Here is a 15,051-nt window from a genome sequence, read left to right as displayed (position 1 = left end):
TTAATCATTTTCATTATACCCAACTTAATGATTATTTACAGAAGATTAAAAATAGAAATAGCGACCAAGATCAATGCAATTTTAGAAGTGATTAACGACGATAGTCGATCTTCTCTTCTGATTGAAGGTAGATGTGTGTTTCCGGCAACGTTGTTGTCGCTATAATCTTACCTCTACGGATAGAGTAGCGGGTTGGAACCTGGCGTCTTAAGGCATCAAAACCATTCTCTGCAGGAAGAATTAAGCAGTTTGCATCGAATCCCTCTTCAATACCATATTTTTCTAGATGAAGTACCTTCGCGCTATTGTTGGTAATAAGATCTAAACCATTATTGAGTTCAGGATATCCCATCATCTGTCCAACATGCATTCCCATATGAAGAACTTGTAACATATTCGCCGTTCCAAGTGGGTACCAAGGATCAAAAACATCGTCATGACCAAAAGCAACATTGAGTCCTGCTTTTAAGAGCTCTTTAACGCGCGTCATCCCTCTACGTTTAGGGTAACTGTCGAAACGACCTTGTAGATGAATATTGACTAATGGATTGGCCACAAAATTGATTTTTGAGAGACGGAAAGCGCGAAAGAGGCGGGATGTATATGCATCATTATAAGAGCCCATCGCAGTTGTGTGGCTCGCTGTGACTCTCTCTCCTATTTCATCACGATAAGCAAATGCAGCAACAGATTCAACAAAGCGAGATTGTTCATCGTCGATCTCATCACAATGGATATCGATGAGGCGATCATATTTTTTAGCAAGTAAGAAGAGGTACTCTAATGATTGCACGCCATATTCACGCGTGAACTCAAAGTGAGGGATTCCACCGACAACATCGGCTCCCATCTTTAATGACTCTTCAAGAAGCGCTTCTCCCTGTGGAAAGGAGAGGATTCCCTCTTGTGGGAAGGCAACAATCTGGAGGTCGATAAACTCTTTTACCTCTTCTTTAAGCTCAAGCATCGCTTCTAATGCAACTAATGAAGGATCAGAGATATCGACATGAGTTCTAACATGTTGAATACCATTAGCGATCTGCCATTTTAATGTCTTTAATGCTCGAGTTTTAACATCTTCATGATTTAAAAGCGCTTTTCGTTCTGCCCAACGCTCAATACCTTCAAAGAGTGTTCCGGAGAGGTTCCATTTGGGTTCTCCAGCTGTTTGAGTGGTATCGAGATGAATGTGAGGTTCGATAAATGGAGGAATTAATAACCCCTCTTCCGCATCAATCTTTTTGATCGATTCAGAGACCTCAAAAGGCTCATCTTGTGGTAAAATTTTTGTAAATTTCCCATCAGCAATAAGCACTTTCCAGAGTCCGGCATGATCACGAAGGTGTGTATTTTCAATCAGTAGTTGCATCTTGCTTACCCCTATTTCCTATCTATTTAATATGGTTTTTAGCACCTAATGTCTTCTCGAGAAGTGTATAGGTGATTAATGATGCGATCACAGAGTTTAGAGGAACTATGCCTCCGAGAAGATAACTTGCTAAAACGCCGGCAATTACGGCGATAATCGCATTCCAATTCATAAAGATGGCATTCATCTCTGTAATCTGCTCATACCGTTTTCTCTGCATGAAGAAGTCGGCGATCAAGATTGTTCCAACGGGAGGAATCGCAGATGATAAAAAGATGAGCCAGTCGACAAAGTTATTATAGAGCCATAGTGAACTAATGGTACCGATAAATCCTAAAATCATAGAGAGCTTGCGACTAGAGATCCCCGTGATGCTTGAAAAGCCCAGTCCTGATGCATAGAGTGCATTATTATTAGTCGTCCAGATGTTGAGTCCTAAAATAAGAATTGCCGGGATAATTAAGCCTTGGATCAGCATTACATCAAAAATATCAGCTTTTCCTAGGGCTAAGGTGCCAATAGCACCAAAAATAAACATGAGAGAGTTACCGATAAAGAAAGCGAGTACTGCGGCAATAATGGCTGTTTTAGCATTGCGCCCAAAGCGAAGAAAATCTGCTGTTAATGTGCCGGCACTAATAAAAGAGCCAATAACAATACTCAGAGCGCTTGCCATAGTGAGTGGGTCAGTTGGCTCAACAGCGGCAAGCGCTTGAACGCCACCAACGGAATCGACCGCTTCCCAAACAGAATAGATTCCCAAGATGCTCATTGAGGGGACGGCTAAAATTGAGAGTGCCGCAATTGCGCCGATACCAAAATACATAGTTCCTGTCATCAATGCTCCGGCAATGGCGATCAAAAGATAGAGGTTGATGCCGGTTACTTCGCTAACGGGAATAACAAACATTGCGACACCAACGCCAAACCAGCCAACTTGTGTGCCAGCAAGAAGTAGAGAGGGGAGCCAAGCCCCGCGACGACCAAAAGCGTAGCGCGCTAAAAGATGAGTTGTTAATCCCGTTTTGACACCAATATAGCCTAAAAATGCGGTATAGATCGCTAAAAATGAGTTACCAATTAAGATCGCGATAAAGAAGTTATTGAGATTCAAGCCCGCTCCTACACGTCCACCCGCTAGCATACTTGCTGAGAAGAAGGTAAGGCCTAACATAATAAAGGAGAGGGAGATGAGACTTTTTCGTTGTTCTAGAGGGACAATACCTTGGCTATAGTTGATATCTTGAGGTTGAGACATCGATGGGACTCCATGAATGATTGATAAAATAAAGTTCTATGAATTATAGGTCTGTTTTGTCCAATTGGGAGTAATCACTATTTTGATTCGCCTCTTTTGTGCGTACAAAACTTTCCCATAATAGATCTTTTTTTTAAAAAGAGAAGTAAATAGCTAGATATTAGACACTTATCTTAAGTGAGTTTAAGTAGTTTAAGTAAGTTCAAGTAAGTTTAAATAAATAGATAGAGATAAAAAAAGAGATCTAACCTCTATATATGAGTATTAGATCTCTCTATCATGACGATTTTAATATTTGGAAGGTAATTTTAAAAAGGTAATTTTTTGGGAAATTAAAATTACTTAGAGATATGCGCTACTAAGTCGAGAACTTTGTTAGAGTAACCGATCTCATTGTCATACCAAGATACAACTTTAACAAAAGTATCAGTTAAAGCGATACCCGCTTTTGCATCAAAGACAGAGGTGCATACTTCACCTAAGAAGTCTGTTGATACAACTGCATCTTCGGTATAGCCTAAAACACCTTTTAACTCACCTTCTGCCATCTCTTTCATTTTTGCGCAGATTTCATCATAAGTTGCAGGCTTCTTCAAGTTAACCGTTAAGTCAACAACAGAAACGTTAGGGGTTGGAACGCGGAAAGACATACCGGTTAATTTACCGTTAAGTTCAGGGATAACAACACCCACAGCTTTAGCCGCACCTGTTGATGAAGGGATGATATTTTGTGATGCACCACGGCCACCTCTCCAATCTTTAGCAGAAGGACCATCAACCGTTTTTTGAGTCGCAGTTGTTGCATGAACTGTCGTCATAAGACCTGATTCAATACCCCATGTATCGTTAAGTACTTTAGCGATAGGTGCTAAGCAGTTTGTTGTACATGATGCGTTTGAAACGATATCTTCGCCTTTATAGGTGTTCTCATTAACACCGATAACAAACATCGGTGTCTTATCTTTTGAAGGGCCCGTCATTACAACTTTTTTAGCGCCTGCTGTAATATGTTTGCGTGCTGTTTCATCAGTTAAGAAGAGGCCCGTTCCTTCTACAACAACATCAACATTGATCTCATCCCACTTAAGGTTTTCTGGATCTCTTTCAGATGTAACGCGGATCTTCTTGCCATTGACCACTAAGTGACCATCTTCAACTTCTACTGTGCCATTGAAACGACCATGTGTAGAGTCATATTTGAGCATATAAGCCATGTAATCAACATCGATTAGATCATTGATTCCAACCACTTCAATATCGTTGCGTTCGCATGCAGCACGAAAAACAAAGCGACCAATACGACCAAAACCATTAATACCAACACGAATTGCCATGATGTATCTCCTTTTGAGAGTCAATTTACAGATTAGATAGTTTACGTATGATAACTGAATAATTGCGATTTTCTACTTTCACTTCTCATTGCACAATTATGTCACTAAACAGTTGTAACTACCTAATAGGCTGTAATAGAGGTTAAAATAAGAATAAAAAACCAAAATAAAAATCGGAATGAAAATAAAAGCTATAACATCAGAATAGATTTATAAAGTTAAAATATTAGCGATAGAAGACCCTAAGTAATAAAGCTTTTAATTGAAGGCTTCAAATAGGGTCTTCAGTAAGAGTTTAACGATAATTTCTTATTAATCTCAATCTATTCTACCTAATTTAATCTTGATAGTTCTTGATGAAGTCAAGAAGTAGTGGAACAGGACGTGCTGTTGCCCCTTTTTCTTTACCTGAAGTCCATGCCGTTCCGGCAATATCAAGGTGAGCCCAAGGGTAATCTTCTACAAAGCGCTCTAGGAAACAAGCTGCGGTAATTGATCCTGCACCGCGACCACCACTGCTAATATTCCCCATATCAGCAAAGTTGGAATCGAGCATGGGTTGGAAGATATGATTCCAAATAGGGAATTCCCATACGTAATCGCGAGTTGTCTCTGCGGACTCTTTTAACTTATTGCTAAGTGAATCATTATTACTAAAGAGTCCTGATACCTCATGACCTAATGCCACGATAATTGCACCTGTTAATGTTGCAATATCGACAATCGCTTTAGGTTTAAATTGTGTTGCATAGGTTAGGGCATCACAGAGAATGAGACGGCCTTCAGCATCAGTGTTGAGAATCTCAATTGTCTGACCAGACATTGAAGTAACAACATCCCCCGGTTTTACAGCTTTGCCAGATGGCATATTCTCTGTTGCTGGGATTAAGCCGATCACATTCGCTTTTAAGTTGAGCTCAGCAAGTGCTCTGAAAGTTCCTAATACAGAAGCTGCGCCGCCCATATCGTACTTCATCTCATCCATCGCCGCGCCCGGTTTAAGTGAGATGCCTCCCGTATCAAAAGTGACCCCTTTACCGACTAAAGCGATAGGTGCCTCATCTTGCATCTCATCATGGATATATTCGAGTACAATAAAGCGAGGTTTCTCTTTTGAACCTTGTGCTACTGCGAGAAAAGCACCCATTCCTAATTTCTTGATATCATCTTTATTGAGAACGGTTGCTTTGATGCTTGGGTATTTTTCTGCAAGTTTTAGCGCAGCTTCGCCAAGATCTTTAGGTGTCATCATATTTGCCGGCATGTTAGCTAATGTTTTTGTTAAAGACATACCGTTAACTAATGCTTGGCCATAGGCAACTGCTTCTGCAATATCTGCTTCTTCATTGCTATCTAAAATTGTAATTGTTTTGAGCTCTAGCGCTTTAACTTTCTCTTTTTTCTCAGCTGCAAATTGATAGAGGACATCGCCGATAGATTGGATGAGTGCTGGAATTGAGGTTGCTTTACGCTTGCAATTTTCGAGTAATGCAAAGGTAGCATCTTTTGCAGGGGTTGATTTAATCCAGCGAGTTGCGGCTGCAACAGCTTTACGCATAATGTCGATATTATATTTCTCTTCTTTACCAAGACCGACCACTAATAGGCGTTTAGCCTTCATCGCACTTAGTCCGAGAAGTGGAAGTACTTCTCCCATTTTACCGCTAATATCGCCACTTTCTACTAATCTTCCAAGCTCTCCATTTAAGAGAGTATCTAATTTCTCTGCTGTAGCAGTTAGTTTCCCTTCAAAAGCGCCGACAACAAGACAATCAGTCTGATGTTGGTCGAGGGCGCTATGTGCTGCGTGAAAAGTCATTTTATTGATATTCATAATATTCCTTTAAACAATCCTTGAGAGGTAACTCTTTTGTGGAAGACTTTTAGTCTATCTCAATGAAGAGAATCTTACTCTTCCTTCAACGATCCTCTTAAAATTTTGCTTGTTGCGATTTTAATAGGGTCGTTAAAGAGTAACGCGGTTAAGAGATCTGTTCTTTGTTAATGGTCAAAATATGTAACATAGAAATTATCTACTGTTGCTAATGAGATTATGTGGCTTTAATTTCTATATTCAACTGGTAAGTTATTTAATTGTACAAATAGGCATTATACGGATGGGCATTGTACAAATTGTAGAGAAGGGGGAGTCAGTGGGAAGAGGGTAGATAGAGAAAGAGAGATCGACATTGAGTTGATCTCTCTTTTAAGTCTTACTACTCTGCGACAACTAAACGCCCACGTAAGGAGTTAGGTTGAGCTTCTGTAATAACTACATCACAGAAGTGGCCAATGAGTGAGCTAGGCGCTTCAAAGTTCACGACACGATTATTTTCGGTTCTTCCAGCAAGTTCTTTCGGGTTATTGCGGGATGGGCGATCAACTAAAATGCGTTGAACGGTGCCGACCATCGATTGTGAAATAGCGGTTGCCTGCTCAGTTAACTTTGCTTGAAGGCGGGCAAGGCGCGCTTTTTTCTCTTCTAAAGAGACATCATCGGGTAGATTGGCCGCTGGTGTTCCCGGTCTTGCTGAGTAGATAAAACTAAATGAATGATCGTAATGGATATCCTCTACGAGTTTCATTGTTGCCTCAAAATCTGCCTCACTCTCTCCAGGGAAGCCGACGATAATATCGGTGGAGATAGAGATATCTGGGCGAATTGCACGGAGCTTCTTAATTTTGGCTTTATACTCTAATACCGTATGGTTTCGTTTCATCATCATCAAAATATGATCTGATCCTGATTGAACAGGAAGATGGAGATGAGAGACAAGCTTTGGAACACGCGCATAAGCTTCAATTAGACGATCATTAAAGGCAATTGGATGAGATGTGGTATAGCGAATTCTCTCAATACCTTCAATCTCAGCGACATACTCAATAAGAAGTGCCAGATCTCCAATTTTGCCATCGGGCATCTCACCTTGGTAATCATTCACATTTTGCCCAAGGAGTGTAACTTCACGAACCCCTTGTTCAGCAAGTGACGCGATCTCACCAAGCACATCAATAAAGGGGCGCGAGATCTCTTCGCCACGCGTATAGGGGACAATACAGAAAGAGCAATATTTATTACACCCTTCCATAATTGAGACAAATGCGGTAACGCCTTCAGCGCGAGGCTTAGGAAGGTGGTCAAATTTCTCAATTTCAGGGAAAGAGACATCGACCTGAGTTCCATTACCTTGCCAAACGTCATTGAGCATTTTGGGGAGGCGATGGAGCGTTTGAGGGCCAAAGATAATATCAACAAAGGGGGCGCGCTTCTTAATCGCCTCCCCTTCTTGTGATGCCACACATCCGCCAACAGCGATCACAATGTGAGGGTTCTCCTCTTTATGTTTGCGCCAACGACCTAATTCAGAGAAGACTTTCTCTTGTGCTTTTTCACGAATTGAGCAGGTATTGAGTATAAAAAGGTCTGCTTCTTCAATCTTGTCGGTCTGTTCTAAGTTGCAAAATGCTTTGAGTGAGTCTGCCATCTTCTCTGAGTCATACTCATTCATCTGGCAGCCCTGGGTTTGAATATAAAATTTCTTATATTGTACTGTGGACATAACTAGTTATAAATCTCGCAAGTTTGTAGATATCGATCGATGATCCCGATAATTTTTAACGCTCTATTTTAGCCTATTTCTCTAATAACTTCAGGTTAGTTTGTTGGCGATTTCTGATCTGTTTTGTCTGTTATCGCTTTGGACACTCAATTGTGGTTGTTGGAGATAGAGGCTCACCTTTTACAATTTAGCCCTCTTGAATCCAGATATAACTTGCCATGCGTCCCGACTTAATGCCATCTCGGCGATAAGAGTAGAAGAGGGCGGGATCTGAGTAAGTACAAAGATCCCCTCCATAAATTTGTGTTTCAGGGATACCTAGATTCTTTAAACGTAATTTTGCGAGTTGATAGATATCAGCAAGATACTTTCCGTTATTGGGAGAGGGGATAAATAGTGAAGGGTGATCTCTCTCTACATTGCTGATATTTTTCAGTAGGGTATTACGATATTGAAAGGCGGATTTCACTTCAGGACCAATCTCAAATGCTTTTTGGGAGATTGCAGGGCCTAGCCAGACAAAGAGATCGTCACTTTTTTGCTTTAAAGCGTGAATACTATTCTCAATAATATCCATTAAGAGCGAGCGCCACCCAGCATGAATAGCGGTCACAATACTCTCTTCTCGATTAGAGATGAGGATTGGCAAGCAATCTGCGGTTAAAATCATTGCCGGTTGATTGAGCTCACTGGTGTAAGCTGCATCAGCGCCGGCACCATTCCACTCTGGTAAAATGGGGACGCAGAGATTGGAGTGAATTTGGGTCAATGAGAAGTGGATGCCGGGAATCTTAAAGGTCTCTCTGAGGCGCTCTCTATTAGCCAATACATCTTCACGCCGGTCAGCAGAACTTAAGCTCAAATTAAGACCAGCGTAATCTCCTTGAGAAACCCCACCTTTGCGCGTTGTTGTAAAAGCCTTTATTCGTTGAGAGAGGGGCCAGTTCGGAGCAACAACTACGATACCACTCTCTTCTTTAATGATCTTGCTGCTCATAAGCGATACTCTCCTCTCGAATGGCATCTACTAGATTTTTGAGATCATTAGGCCAAGGTTGCTCAAAGAAGAGGGTCTCTCCTGTGCGGGGATGTTCGAAGGAGATCGAGTAGGCGTGGAGTGCCTGACGTTTAAATCCTCTTAAGACATTTTCAGCGTGTTGCCCAAATTTTTTGGGTATCCGAAGACGTGCGCCATAATCACTGTCGCCGACAATAGGATAATTTATATGTTGCATATGGACACGTATCTGATGAGTTCTGCCGGTCTCAATGTTGACCTCTATAAGGGTGTGGGCTCTAAAGCGCTCTTTGACGCGAACATGAGTGATTGCTTCTTTCCCCTCATTATTCCCCTCTTCATCTGTCTCTGTTACCCACATATGTTTCCGGCGATGGGGATTGCGGCCGATAGGAGCATCAATGGTACGTCCCGAGATCATTTCACCAATAACAAGGGCATGATAGATCTTTGTGGGGGTTCTTGCTTTAAATTGCTCAATAAGATTCTCTTCAGCTGCTGTATTTTTTGCAATCACTAAGATGCCGGAGGTCTCTTTATCAAGACGATGTACAATGCCGGCACGACTTAAGTTTGCTAATTCAGGGCAGTGATGGAGGAGCGCATTTGCAAGTGTTCCTTGTTGGTTTCCAGCGCCGGGATGAACCACCATGCCGGCAGGTTTATTAAGTACAATAATGTCATCATCTTCAAAAATAAGATCGAGATCGATCTTCTCGGGGATAATTTCTTCACTATCTGATTGATTTTTTTCGATAGTTAGTTGAATAATATCTTGAGAAGAGACACTATCTCTTGGGCGAGGTACTTCACCATTAAGAAGAACCTGGCCATTCTTAATAAGACGTTGCCCTTGGCTTCGAGATAGATTAGGCTGAAGAAGCGGGAGGATCGCATCAATGCGCTCACCAGCTAGATGTTCGGGGATTGTGATAGTAAAAGTTTCTGACTGTTTCATAATTTATCTGTATAATCTCGAAGAATTAATTCAATTTGTTGGACCTATAGTAATAAAATGAAAGCGAAAACACTAAAAATTTTTATGATACTAATTACTGCTGGCGTTATTTCCGCTTGTGGTTCGACCTCTGCTAAAAAAGATGATAAGTACTACGCTATGACGGGGCAAGATCTTTTAGAAGAGGGTAATAAAAACTTAGAGGGAGCTAGTTACGAGGTTGCGGTTCAACACTACGAAGCGATTGAGGCAAGATTCCCCAATACTAGTCTTGCTGAGCAGGCAAAATTAAATAAGATTTATGCTCACTACCATAATCGTGATCATGATAAAGCTTTAACAGAGATCGATACCTTTATTAGACGCTATCCACACCATGAGAGTATCGACTATCTCTACTATATGCAAGGTTTGATCAACTTTGATAGAGCAAGATCGATCCTTGATAAATTGCTTCCTCCTGATCGAGCGAAAATTGATCAGAATCAGATGAAGGAGTCGCTTCAATCATTTATGACAGTGATTGAACGTTATCCTGATGGTGACTATGCAGAAGATTCTGCTGAACGTGTCATCTATCTTCGTAACTTATTGGCAGAAGCGGAGATTCATAAAGCAAAATTCTATCTCGATCGTCATGCTTATGTGGGTGCTGCAAATCGCGCACAATATGTTCTTGATAATTATGATGCGACAACATCGGTATCGGATGCTCTCTATATTCAAGCAAAAGCCTATCAAGCGCTCGGTTTAGATGAGCTTTCTCAGAAGAGCCTTGCGGTGTTACTCCACAACTTCCCATATGATAAGCGCCTTGTAGAGTTTGGTTATACCATTACACCTACTGGTGCGGTTTTAACTGAAAGTGTTGTTGAAGAGTAGCCGAGTGCGCCTTGTTATGGTGGGCGGTATCTGTAGTATCACTTCTATTTATTCTTAAAAAGAACCCCTTAATAACCCTTCTCTTTCGATTGACGTTATTAAGGGGTTCTTTGATTTTGTCGTTCTTAAATAGAGTTGGAGTTGTACATTGAGGTGTGCTAAAAATCGCTATCTATCTTCGCTATCTATCTTTTGTTGTCACATTAGTCATCCTATAAGAAGACCTGTGGAGAAGGTATGTGAGAAGTAGAAGGGATGGCAGAGTCAGCGGTAGAGTCGTAAAAACTGATTTTGTTAGAAAAATATTGGGTATAATCTTCTTTATCGCGATGGAGTCTCTTGTTTTTAAGATCACTTATGTGCAATATTGATTGTTTATCTGAATTAGTGCGTGAATAAATGGGTGAATAGATAGGCACTAGGTGTTTAGTAGCTATTGTGATTGATTAAGATTGATTTGTCGTCAAATGAGAGCCGTAGATAAAAATCGAAATTACAGATATTACGGATATTACAGATACGGGTATTGTAGAGTATTGCAACTATCGAGTAGCGATATGTGTAATTGAAAAGAAATGACGATAAAAAGATAAATCGATAAGTGATAAGCGATAAGAAGATGCAAAAAGATAGTAGACGATATATTAAAGTCTGGATGGAATAGCAATATATGATAGTTTTGACACTCTATAGGTTGTTGTGGTGGGTTCTTTTACCCATTATTATTGTCACTCGGCTTTTTCGAGATTGGCGCTCTCCATTAGGTGTACGTTCCTTTTTACATCGCTTTGGTTTTCATAAATTGCCGGCAGCTGATCTAGTGATTCATGCTGTTTCATTGGGGGAAGTGCGTGCCGTCACCCCATTAGTTCGAAGATTATTGCAGGAGAAGCAGTGCTCAATTCTTTTCACGGCAACTACTTTAACTGGTAGTGATCAAATTATTCGCACATTTAAGAAAGAGATCGCCTCTGGAGCTCTTTATCACTCCTATCTGCCCCTCGATTTTGGTCCTTCTGTTTCTCGCTTTCTGGCGCAGGTAAAACCTAAAGCGATCTTAATTATGGAGACCGAGATTTGGCCTAATTTAATCTATCAAGCAGGAAAGCGTCACATTCCTCTACTTATTATTAGCGCATGTCTCTCTGATCGTTCTTATCGTCGTTATCAAAAAATTGCGCCAGCGATGCATCGGCTCTTGAAGTCTGTGGATGTTTTAACACAGACCGATGAAGATACATTGCGCTTTGAAGTTTTGGGGGCGAGATCGGTAGAGCGGATGGGGAATATTAAATATGATCTTACCGTTTCAGATACCCTCTATCAAAAAGTAGAGCCTTTAGTGGCACATCGCTCGCCTCACTCGATCTATTGGATCGCTGCAAGTACTCATGAAGAGGAGGAAGAGATTGTTGTTGAGGCCTATATTAAGGCGCGTCGCCGAGCACCGCATCTTAAATTAATTTTGGTACCACGCCATCCTGAGCGCTTTCAAGAGGTGCGCTATCTATTAGAGGAGTATGCAGATGCGCATGATTTTAAGCTCTCCATTCGTAGTGAGGGGGATCTTTTAACGCTCAATCCAAATGCAGATATTTGGTTGATCGACACTTTAGGAGAACTACTACTCTTCTATCTCTTTGCTGATATTGTGACGGTTGGCGGTAGCTTTGTCCCAATTGGTGGACATAATATCTTAGAGCCAGCCTATTTTGCTAAACCGATTATTGTTGGGCCCCATATGGACGAGAATCGGGAGACCTTGTTCAACTTTCTCGAAAGTAGAGCATTGATACAGGTAGATGCAGATCAGCTAGCGGAGGTTGTCATCGACTTTGCAAATGATTCCTCTCTCCGTGAAAGTTACGGCGCTGCCGCACAGAAAACAATGGCTCAAAATCAAGGTGCTATCGAGGTTATCATGGCAAAGTTGAATGAGCTTCTTGATTAAGTCTCAGATTAAGCTTCATTTTTATCCATCATTGGGGATCATTTGCTAATTCTCAGCCATCTCTTATATACTGCTAAAGTTCTTTGCTAATCCTTCATCTCTTTCTTCATCTATTTAATGGCCTTTTAATGGCCTTTTAATGACCTTTGTAATATGGTCAGCTTCTGGGTGATATCAATAGAGAGAAAGACCTAATAATGAACAACAAATTAGATTGTTGCGATAGTTTTAGGGATAGTTGTTATTGAGTATCAATGAAGCGGGTCTCAAATAGAGTGATTATCAATGGACTTCTCCATGATTAATCTGCATGAGAGGCTATAGGAGAAAGAGGTAGGGTAGCAAATATTTGATAATAAAATAATTTAATGCAATATTGATCAAATAATTTTAAGTTAGATATTATATATATTCACATACTGATAAGGATAGATAACAAATATGGCAAAATCTAAGATTTTTTATACAAAGACAGATGAAGCGCCAGCGCTTGCAACCTACTCATTTCTTCCGATCGTAGAAGCTTTCACTTCTCCTGCTGAGATCGATATCGAGGTCAAGGACATCTCACTTACGGGAAGAATCTTAGCACTTTTCCCTGATCTTCTCACAGAAGAGCAACGTGTTGAGGATGCTCTTTCAGAGTTAGGTCATTTAACGCAAGATCCTAAAACAAATATTATTAAACTCCCTAATATTTCGGCATCTATTCCGCAGCTGAAGCGTGCAATCGCAGAGTTACAAGCTGCAGGATTTGCAATTCCTGATTTTCCTGAAGAGCCAAAAGATGAGAAAGAGGCAGAAATCAAAGCACGTTATGCGCGTGTGTTGGGGTCTGCTGTCAATCCTGTATTGCGTGAAGGGAACTCGGATCGTAGGGCACCGGCAGCAATTAAGGAATTTGCGCGCAATAATCCGCATTCAATGGGTGAGTGGAAAAAAGATTCAAAAACAGCTGTTGCAACAATGAGTGAAGGGGATTTCTATGGAACGGAGCAATCTGTCACGATCCCTGAAGCAACAGAGTATAAAATCGTCTTTAAAGGAGCGGAGGGTGAGAAAACTCTAAAAGATTATGCGCCCCTATTAAAAGGTGAAATTATTGATTCCTCGGTGATGAATCTTGCTAAATTAAAAGCATTTGTTGCTGAGGCGATTAAAGAAGCAAAAGAGAAAGATGTCCTTCTCTCAGCGCATTTGAAAGCAACGATGATGAAAGTATCAGATCCTATTATGTTTGGTGCGATAGTCGAGGTCTATTTTGCCGATCTGTTTGCACAATATAGCGATCTCTTTAAGGAGTTAGGAGTCGATACCCGTAATGGTCTTGGAGATATCTACGCCAAGATTAAAGGTCATGAGAAAGAGGCAGAAGTGGTTGCAGCAATCGATGCGGCAATTGAGAAAGGTCCACGTCTTGCAATGGTTGATTCTGATAAGGGAATTACCAATCTTCATGTCCCTTCAGATGTTATTGTTGATGCCTCGATGCCGGCGATGATTCGTGCTGGGGGTAAAATGTGGAACCGTGATAATAAAACGGAAGATACCGTCGCTATCATTCCTGACCGTTGCTATTCAGGCGTTTTTGCGGCAACAATTGAAGATTGTATTGCCAATGGTGCCTTAGATCCTCGTACAATGGGTACGGTACCTAATGTTGGTTTAATGGCGCAAAAAGCAGAAGAGTATGGCTCACATGATAAGACATTCCAGGCAGAGGCTGATGGTGTTATCGATGTTGTAGCGAAAGATGGCACAATTTTGATGAGTCAAAAAGTAGAGAAGGGTGATATCTTCAGAATGTGTCAAGCGAAAGATGCACCTATTCAAGATTGGGTAAAATTAGCAGTAACGCGTGCACGACTTTCAGATACGCCTGCTGTTTTCTGGTTAGATCCACAGCGTGCGCACGATCGTGAGATGATCAAAAAAGTTGAACGTTACTTAAAAGATCATGATACAAATGGTCTTGATATTCAAATTATGGATCCTATCTCTGCGGCAAAACATACGTTAAAGCGTATTAGAGAAGGAAAAGATACGATCTCTGTAACAGGTAACGTTCTACGTGATTATTTAACGGATCTCTTTCCTATTCTTGAGCTTGGTACTTCAGCTAAGATGCTCTCAATCGTTCCGTTGATGAAAGGGGGCGGTCTTTTTGAAACAGGAGCAGGTGGTTCTGCACCGAAGCATGTAGAGCAATTTTTAACTGAAGGATATCTTCGTTGGGATTCTTTAGGTGAGTTTTTAGCATTAGCAGAATCACTTAAACATTTAGGTCGCACTCAGGATAATCCAAAAGCCTTAGTCTTGGCTGATGCACTTGATCTTGCAAATAGTAAGTTCTTAAAAGAAGATCGTTCACCAGCAAGAAAATTGGGACAGATTGATAATCGCGGTTCGCACTTCTATCTTGCTCTCTATTGGGCGGAAGCATTAGCAAACCAAGATCAAGATGCAGAGTTAAAAGAGATCTTCACTAAAGTGCATCAAGAATTAGCGGAAAATGAAGCGAAGATTAATGAAGAGTTGATTAGTTCTCAAGGTAAAGCGCAAGACATTGGTGGCTACTATCGTCCAATTGATGAAAAAGCAATTAAAGCGATGCGACCTAGTGAGACCTTCAATGCTGTTTTAGCGGCGCTTTAATCATCGATCAATAAAAAGCGATCATCAAAAATTAAAAATAGAGAAAATAGTTTTTGATTGAGTACA

At 40.9% G+C, this 15,051-nt stretch carries 10 protein-coding genes; 3 read left to right on the top strand and 7 right to left on the bottom strand.

From position 1 onward, the window contains the following. Positions 1 to 91: 91 nt before the first annotated feature. From B9T19_RS08475 to B9T19_RS08445, 7 genes are all read right to left on the bottom strand, one after another. Positions 92 to 1,369 (bottom strand): cytosine deaminase, encoded by a 1,278-nt coding sequence (locus B9T19_RS08475; RefSeq protein WP_094568199.1) that lies wholly within the window; start codon positions 1,367 to 1,369, stop codon positions 92 to 94. Between the two features lie 22 nt (positions 1,370 to 1,391). Then, positions 1,392 to 2,627, bottom strand: a complete 1,236-nt coding sequence (gene codB, locus B9T19_RS08470; RefSeq protein ID WP_094568198.1) for a cytosine permease — start codon at positions 2,625 to 2,627, stop codon at positions 1,392 to 1,394. A gap of 338 nt (positions 2,628 to 2,965) precedes the next feature. Further along, positions 2,966 to 3,961, bottom strand: a complete 996-nt coding sequence (gap, locus tag B9T19_RS08465; RefSeq protein WP_094568197.1) for a type I glyceraldehyde-3-phosphate dehydrogenase — start codon at positions 3,959 to 3,961, stop codon at positions 2,966 to 2,968. A 337-nt stretch (positions 3,962 to 4,298) separates the two neighbouring features. Next, positions 4,299 to 5,780 (bottom strand): leucyl aminopeptidase, encoded by a 1,482-nt coding sequence (locus B9T19_RS08460; RefSeq protein WP_094568286.1) that lies wholly within the window; start codon positions 5,778 to 5,780, stop codon positions 4,299 to 4,301. A 397-nt stretch (positions 5,781 to 6,177) separates the two neighbouring features. After that, positions 6,178 to 7,521, bottom strand: coding sequence for a tRNA (N6-isopentenyl adenosine(37)-C2)-methylthiotransferase MiaB (miaB, locus tag B9T19_RS08455; protein ID WP_094568196.1), 1,344 nt, complete (start codon positions 7,519 to 7,521; stop codon positions 6,178 to 6,180). A gap of 187 nt (positions 7,522 to 7,708) precedes the next feature. Beyond that, positions 7,709 to 8,518 carry a peptidoglycan editing factor PgeF gene (gene pgeF, locus B9T19_RS08450; RefSeq protein WP_158214388.1) on the bottom strand — a complete coding sequence of 270 codons (810 nt, stop codon included), beginning with the start codon at positions 8,516 to 8,518 and terminating at the stop codon, positions 7,709 to 7,711. Further along, positions 8,499 to 9,497, bottom strand: coding sequence for an RluA family pseudouridine synthase (locus B9T19_RS08445; RefSeq protein WP_094568194.1), 999 nt, complete (start codon positions 9,495 to 9,497; stop codon positions 8,499 to 8,501). Before B9T19_RS08445 ends, pgeF begins: the two co-directional genes overlap by 20 nt. Before the next feature lie 84 nt (positions 9,498 to 9,581). On the opposite strand from B9T19_RS08445, the gene B9T19_RS08440 reads away from it, so the two are divergent. The 3 genes from B9T19_RS08440 to B9T19_RS08430 all read left to right on the top strand — a co-directional run bounded on the left by B9T19_RS08440 (position 9,582) and on the right by B9T19_RS08430 (position 14,985). After that, complete coding sequence (locus B9T19_RS08440) at positions 9,582 to 10,379, top strand: outer membrane protein assembly factor BamD (RefSeq protein ID WP_233146828.1); 798 nt, start codon at positions 9,582 to 9,584, stop codon at positions 10,377 to 10,379. 670 nt (positions 10,380 to 11,049) lie between these two features. After that, on the top strand, positions 11,050 to 12,330 hold the full coding sequence (locus B9T19_RS08435) for a 3-deoxy-D-manno-octulosonic acid transferase (RefSeq protein ID WP_094568192.1): 1,281 nt from the start codon (positions 11,050 to 11,052) through the stop codon (positions 12,328 to 12,330). Between the two features lie 441 nt (positions 12,331 to 12,771). Next, positions 12,772 to 14,985: an NADP-dependent isocitrate dehydrogenase gene (locus tag B9T19_RS08430; protein WP_198959072.1), complete on the top strand. Its 2,214-nt coding sequence runs from the start codon at positions 12,772 to 12,774 to the stop codon at positions 14,983 to 14,985. Positions 14,986 to 15,051 lie beyond the last annotated feature (66 nt).

The organism is Ignatzschineria sp. F8392 (assembly GCF_002252045.1).
Taxonomy (GTDB): domain Bacteria; phylum Pseudomonadota; class Gammaproteobacteria; order Cardiobacteriales; family Wohlfahrtiimonadaceae; genus Ignatzschineria.
This window is presented reverse-complemented; position numbering and strand designations above follow the sequence as displayed.